This window comes from Candidatus Cloacimonadota bacterium, from assembly GCA_011372345.1.
GTDB lineage: Bacteria > Cloacimonadota > Cloacimonadia > Cloacimonadales > TCS61 > DRTC01.
The window spans coordinates 1-7,184 of record DRTC01000397.1; the positions used below are offsets into that span (position 1 = coordinate 1).

3 protein-coding genes are annotated in these 7,184 nt (G+C 38.8%); all 3 read left to right on the forward strand.

Annotated features, from left to right (window positions below):
- Positions 1–434: 434 nt before the first annotated feature.
- A complete protein-coding gene (locus tag ENL20_07790) occupies positions 435–2,786 on the forward strand; it encodes a hypothetical protein (GenBank protein HHE38462.1) in 2,352 nt (783 codons plus the stop codon).
- A gap of 411 nt (positions 2,787–3,197) precedes the next feature.
- Positions 3,198–6,797 carry a pyruvate:ferredoxin (flavodoxin) oxidoreductase gene (nifJ, locus tag ENL20_07795; GenBank protein HHE38463.1) on the forward strand — a complete coding sequence of 1,200 codons (3,600 nt, stop codon included), beginning with the start codon at positions 3,198–3,200 and terminating at the stop codon, positions 6,795–6,797.
- 96 nt (positions 6,798–6,893) lie between these two features.
- The coding region (locus ENL20_07800; protein ID HHE38464.1) for a hypothetical protein at positions 6,894–7,184 on the forward strand (291 nt) is incomplete at its 3' end.

A 7,184-nucleotide genomic window follows, 5' to 3' on the forward strand; every position in this document is an offset into this window, starting at 1 on the left:
AGGTTGAGGTTTTAAATTCATTCTCTGCTCCATCAAATAAAATTTTGATTTAAAATGTTTTGAGGGACTTATCCGTCAAGGATAAAAAAACATCGAAAATTAAGAATTATGAGAGAAGATATTGCGATATTAAACATACGGATAAAAAATAGAAATGGAAAAAATGAAAAATAAGAGCAATATCCACGACATTTATCCACTTGATGATGGAATTTGTCGTGGCATACAGACATTGGAATGAACGAATAGAATAATCTTCTATACACATTTGTATAGTATATTTTACACTTTTCAGATATTTCTCATCTAACATATAATTAATTAATTTTATGTAATTACTTTATACTTAAGATTTTAAGTATTTTTGTTCATATTTTTGTCCTCGCTGGTTTCCTTATTGCAAGAGATATACGAAAATCTTTAGGAGGATTGATATGAAAAAGAAAACATTTTTAATTTTTGTTGTTTTTATCTTAGTGTATTTTAACTTTTTTGCTGTTAATATCCCGACTGCCGAACCTGTTTACGGCGGCAGGATAGAGCATATCCGCACTATTCCATTGAGTTCTACGGAAACCAGAGTATTCATCACCACGAACAGTGCCAATTCCATGTTCTATGCAGATATGACCGATGTTACAACAACTCCGGTTTATAGTGCTTTCCAGGTAGTTCCGGATCTTGATCAGATAGCAAATTTCGGTTGGATAAGAGGTTTTGCCGCAGATGAAGGTTCGGAATTTGTTTTTGCCTGCACTATGGGAAATGGCCTGGTTGCCTGCGATATTACCGGCAGTTCACTCTACACTGTCGATCCGATTATTGTGGAAGCAGTGGAAGTTTATGATTCCCACATTTTTTATATAGTCTATTTCGGCAATGATATTTATCTTTATTACGGCGAGATCTATGACACCAGCAGCCCCAATTGCGGACAGATTTATAATACAGGAAGTGTTTTGATAACTTCCTTGGGATATAATGGAGAATTCGCTCCCGATATTATGATCAATCCTGATAATGAAGCTCTTTACATTTTTGAGGATGGAACTCCCCCTATCTTCTATAAATCATCTGTTCCTTATTATGATATAGATGGAACAACAACCTTTTCCAACCTGACAGTTACCGACCTGGCAGCTGTTGGAAAACAATATCTGGCAGCAGGAATTGCTCCCGATGGACGTATTTTTGCAGGAAGTTACACGGGTAATTCTTATTCGTATGAAGCTTATATTGCCTATTCAGATGCTGATGGTGATCCCTGGACAAATAATACCATCACGCAGGATGCCGGCAGAGGTGAGATCCAGGTTACGCAAAATGATCCAGCTGATTATAATGTTATGTTCAGTCGTGTATTCAGTATGAATAAAGGAACAACTTGGGATTCTCACGGTGGGGCAGACGGTTCTGTTTTTTTTGATCCGAATAATGATGATCTTTCTTATGTCAGAACGGATTGGGCAATGGGTGCCTGCAACTTGACTGTTCCCTCAGTAACGGAAATCAATGACGGGATCGAAGCGGTTCAGGTAAGTGATTTTGCGATGGATTCTGATTCCGTTCTTCCGAAAGATATTGCCTGGGTTGCGAGTAAATCAGGGATATGGTATGTTTATGATTATTCCACCTTAACACCGATTTGGACAACAATTCCAATCTGGCCCGATGGTGATTCTACTCCTTATGTAACTGCAACTACTTCCATCACGGCAGACACTGTTTATGTTGGAAATACCAGCGGAAATGCCTTTAAGTATGAAAGTTCTTACGGCACATTGGACGGAAGCAATTTTGACAGGATATTTGAAGCATCTGTCGAAGATCCGACTTGGACTTACAGCACATCTGTTTCTGCGATTGCGATGGATTCAGGTTCTCCAACAGAAAGGACATTTATCGGAACTTACGATGAAGAGGACTGGGATGAAACAACTGATTCACAGGGTGGAATTTTTGTGGGAGAATGTATTGGATCATGGAATTGGACTCAAATTACCGGTTCACCTTTACCTTCCAACGGTGTGGATGTCAATGATATCGTTGTCCTCGATGAAGAGACAACTGTTGCTTATGTTGCTGTGGATTATCATTATGATGCGGCTTATGGAACTGGATGCAGTATTTACAGACTTGAAGATGACGGTGCTGGAGGTTGGATAATAACGCGTGACCTGCAAGACATTTATGGCAATGGAATTTATGTCACCATCTTTGATCTTTGGGTAGATCAATATCAGAATATTTATGCCTGCGGGATCGATGCAGGATGGACCACTGTAGTTTCCTATTATAAAGCCTTTGGAACAAGTTATTGGGATGTGCTTGAAACTTCCGGTTTACCAATATCTCTTGAAGGAAAAAGCATAACTGTCAATAATACGACCGGAGATGTGTATATGGCAATCGAGAATGATATTTATGAACTTCTGAATGGAGCAACATCCTGGACTAATCCGATTACAATCCCGGAAGGAAATTATATCGAGTTCATCTATTATGATGATCTTTTAGTCGGAACCGGAACAGGATTATATGCGATTGAGTTTGATGATTCAGTTCTCGATCCTCCGGCAAATCTGGAAATCATGATCGATGAAACAACCATTTATTTAAGCTGGGATCATGTTTATGGAGCAACTTCATATACGATTTATAGTGATATAGACCCTTACGGTTCTTTTTCTACGGTCGAAGATGCGGGAGTTATTTCAAATAATTGGAATGAACCATTATCCGGTTTGGGTAATAGCAAATTTTATCAGGTCACTGCGAATAATTAATGTAACGAATTCTTCTCGTTCCAATGCTCCTGCGTTGGAATGCAATTTCTGATGCTTGTGCGTTAAACCTGAGGAATAGATGAAAAAGTGTGTTCCCACGCGGGAGCATGGGAACGAGTTTTAGTCCCTCTTGTACACACAGAAGCGGGAATTAAGATTTAAGAATTCTCAACAGGATATTGTCAGGATTCTGTAAGACAATTGCCTGAATGATATACATTTGTGTTCCTATAAATTCTCCTCCCCCTGGTTCTCATCAGTGATAATTACTGGTGAGAACCTTTTCTATTAATGCCTAAAATTACCCGGCCATATCTAATGATGGAGTTATCTAACTATATTTTTAAAAAGTTGACGATATTTCTGATAATAAATTTTTTGAACAAAATCAAATGAGATGAGAGGTATGATATGAAAAAATTTGAAAAAACCACGATCGACGGTAACACGGCAGCGACTCATATTGCTTACGCTTTCAGTGATGTGGCTGCAATTTATCCGATCACTCCTTCTTCCGGAATGGGAGAAATGGCTGATGCCTGGGCAGCAAATGGCAGGAAAAACATTTACGGACAACCTGTAGAAGTTATTGAAATGCAGTCTGAAGCCGGAGCTGCCGGAGCGGTTCACGGTTCGCTTTCTGCAGGAGCCTTTACAACTACTTTTACAGCATCTCAGGGTTTGATGCTGATGCTTCCAAATATGCACAAAATTGCAGGTGAAATGCTGCCGACTGTTTTCCATGTTTCTGCTCGTTCATTGGCAGTGCAGTCGCTTTCTATCTTTGGTGATCATTCCGATGTGATGTCAGCGAGAAATACAGGTTTTGGTTTGATGGCGGAAGGTTCGATCCAGGAAATCATTGACCTGGCTATAGTTTCTCATCTGGCAACTTTGAAATCAAAAGTTCCGTTTGTGAATTTCTTCGATGGCTTCAGAAATTCCCACGAAATACAGAAAATCGAAATTATCGACTATGATACGATTGCAGATCTTGTGGACATGAAATATGTGGAAGATTTTCGCTCACGGGCAATGAATCCTGAAAATCCACGAGTAAAAGTCGGTGCTCAAAATCCTGATGTTTATTTTCAGGGCAGAGAAACCGTGAATAAATATTATAATGCCACTCCGGGAATCGTGCAGGAATATATGGATAAAGTGGCAGAGATCACAGGCAGAAAATATCATCTCTTTGATTATATCGGTGATCCTGATGCGGAAAAGATCATCATTGCCATGGGAAGCGGAATCGAAACTATCGAAGAAACTATCAATCATCTGAATAAAAAAGGTGAGAAATTGGGTTTAATCAAAGTTCGACTTTATCGTCCCTTTTCTGTCGATGCTTTTATCGATGCAATTCCTTCTTCTGTTAAGAAAATCGCAGTTCTGGATAGAACCAAAGAATGCGGTTCTGTGGGAGAACCTCTTTATCTCGATGTTGTGGCGTCTCTCAAAGATAGAAAGGATCTGACCATTATCGGCGGTCGTTACGGTCTTTCCTCGAAAGAATTCACTCCTTCGATGGTAAAAGCAGTTTATGATCATCTCGATGGAAAATGCTTTCATAATTTTACAGTCGGAATCGAAGATGATGTTACTTTCTCTTCTTTGAAAATAACCGAAGAAATTGATTCTACTCCCAGAGGAACGATCTGCTGCAAATTCTGGGGACTTGGTTCTGACGGAACTGTCGGAGCAAATAAAAATTCAATCAAGATCATTGGTGATAACACTGAAATGTATGCTCAAGGTTATTTCCAATATGATTCCAAAAAATCCGGTGGAATTACCCGCAGTCATTTAAGATTCGGAAAAGAGAAGATCCAGTCTCCGTATCTCGTTACCAATGCTGATTTCATCGGTTGCCATAATCAGGCTTTTATCGGCAGATATGATGTTCTTGAAGGGATAAAAGACGAAGGTGTTTTCCTTCTGAACTCCATTTGGAAAGGAAGTGAAGTTTTTGAAAAATTCACCGAAGATATGCAGAAAAAGATCATTGATAAGAAAATCAAACTTTATAATATAGATGCTTTGAAAATCGCAAATGAAGTCGGTTTGGGAAACAGGATCAATACTGTGATGCAAACTGCTTTCTTCCTGATTTCCGGTGTTCTGGATAGGGAAGAGGCGATCAAAATGATCAAAAAAGCGATTAAAAAAGATTTCACGAGAAAAGGTCGGAAAGTTGTGGAAATGAACTGGAAAGCAGTCGATAAAGCCAATGAAGCTCTGGTCGAAATTCCTGTTCCGAAAATTCTACCTGGAAAACATGCAGAAGTTAAAAAATTAATTCCTGATGATGCTGACGATTTTTCCAAAAATGTGATCGAGAAAATTATGAGAGAAAAAGGAGATGAAATTCCAGTCTCTCAAATGCCTTTTGATGGTTTTGTTCCTTCAGCTACTACAAGATTGGAAAAACGAGGTGTTGCTCCTTTTGTTCCGCACTGGATTCCGGAAAACTGCATTCAATGTAACCAATGTTCTATTGTTTGTCCACACGCTGCCATTCGTCCGAAACTGATCAAAGAAAATAATTTAAAAAATGCTCCTGAAACCTTTACAACTCTCGATGCAATGGGTAAAGACAAAGGTGAATTCAAATATAAGATCCAGGTTTATATCGAGGATTGTGTCGGTTGTAGGAATTGCGTTAATGAATGTCCGAAAGATGCTTTGGTAATGAAACCGATCGCTGAAGAAAGAAAAGCAGGAGAGACTCAAAATGCGGAATTTTTCGATGCTCTACCCAACGATGTGCTGGGAAGTAACCTGGAAACGACAGTTAAAGGAAGTCAGTTCAAACAACCTTTGATGGAATTCTCCGGTGCTTGTGCAGGCTGTGGTGAAACTCCTTATGTGAAACTGATCACGCAACTTTTTGGAGACAGGATGATCATTGCTAATGCGACAGGTTGTTCCTCAATCTGGGGAGCGACTTTCCCGACAATTCCTTATTGCAAGAACAAAAGTGGTCATGGTCCGACCTGGGCAAATTCTCTTTTTGAAGATAATGCTGAATACGGTTTTGGGATGAGATTAGCAGTTGATTCAAATCGCAGATTGCTGCTGACTGCTGTTCAAAAGATCCTTTCCGATGCTGGTTCGGATGAATTTAAAAATATGCTCAAACAGGCGGAAAAACAAGGTGGAGAAGCTCTTCAAACAGTAAATGGGATCAAGGAATTTATGAAAGCTCTCCAATATGCTATCGACAATTGGAATGCAACGGACGAAGCTGCAAAAGAGAATGTGAAGAAGATCAAAGAAATGATTGTTTTCGCGATAAAAGTTTGTGTCAATGATGAACGAAAGAAAGTTCTACTTAAGATCAGGGAACTGCAGAATTACTTTATCCCGAAATCGGTCTGGTCTTTTGGGGGAGATGGTTGGGCTTATGACATTGGTTACGGTGGAGTTGATCATGTGATGGCTTCAGGAAGAAATATGAACATTCTGGTTCTGGATACGGAAGTTTATTCAAATACAGGCGGACAAGCTTCCAAAGCAACTCCGCTTGGTTCTGTGGCAAAATTCGCTGAATCCGGGAAAAATACGGTTAAGAAAGATCTTGGTATGATGTTGATGAGTTACGGTTATGTCTATGTAGCCAGCATTGCCATGGGTGCGAATAAAGTTCAAGCTCTGAAAGCCATTCGAGAAGCAGAAGCATATAATGGACCGTCGATCATCATTGCGTATGCTCCGTGCATCAATCATGGAATCGATATGGCATTTACGCAGCAGGAAGAGAAAAAAGCAGTGGATTCAGGTTATTGGATGCTTTATCGATTTAATCCCGAACTGAAAAAAGAAGGAAAGAATCCTTTCATTCTCGATTCCAAAGAACCAAAAATTCCGGTTGTTGATTTTCTCAAAGGTGAAACGAGATATACTTCATTAGAAAGAACTTTCCCGGATAAAGTCGAAGGATTCAGAACTGAATTTGATAGATATGCCAGAGAAAGATATGAACTTTATCGGAACATGGCTGGGAAATAGTTGATTATGAAAACTTGTCATCATGAAGATTAATGATGACAAGTTTATGATTGATCCCCTTCATTTGTGGAGGGGATTTTATTTATTGGAATTAATATGTATCCTTTTAATTTTGAACCAGATGAATTTTGGATTGGTAGTAAACATTTTTTTATTGCAATGCCTTTTAATGACAAATGTAAGTGTTTATTTAATGAATTGATTGAACCAGCTATAAAGAAATACAACGATAGTTCGGGAATTGAATATTCACCATGGAAAGCTGATTTAGATATTACAACAAAAATTGGTTGGGACACTATTTTACAAAAACTTTATTCTGCTCGATTAATTATTGGTGTCCTAACAGATCATAATCCAAATGTATATTATGAAATTGGGATTGCC